Source organism: Gilvimarinus sp. 1_MG-2023 (genome assembly GCF_030548285.1).
Genome location: NZ_JAUOSC010001815.1, coordinates 1 through 232, shown reverse-complemented (window position 1 = coordinate 232; position 232 = coordinate 1). Strand labels below are relative to the sequence as shown.

The 232-nt window shown below is 65.1% G+C and carries 1 protein-coding gene; it reads right to left on the bottom strand.

Annotated elements, in window-relative coordinates; all coding sequences use genetic code 11:
* A partial coding sequence (locus tag Q4563_RS22960) for a hypothetical protein (protein ID WP_303606194.1) occupies positions 1–232 on the bottom strand: 232 nt, incomplete at both ends.

Genomic DNA, 232 nt, shown 5'->3' with positions numbered 1-232 from the left:
ACTGCCAGCTGTGCCGCCCGGCGGGCGGCCAGTTCGGTGGTTGCCGCCACCACGGCGATACATTGACCCATAAACTTGACCTCGGTCGAGGTCATCAGTGGGTCGCCCGGGAACACCGGGCCAATGTCGGTGTGGCCGATCACATCTTCGACGGTCATCACCGCCACCACTCCCGGGCTGTTGCGCACGGCGGCAAGATCCAGCCGGGTAATCTGTCCAGCGGCAATGGTGC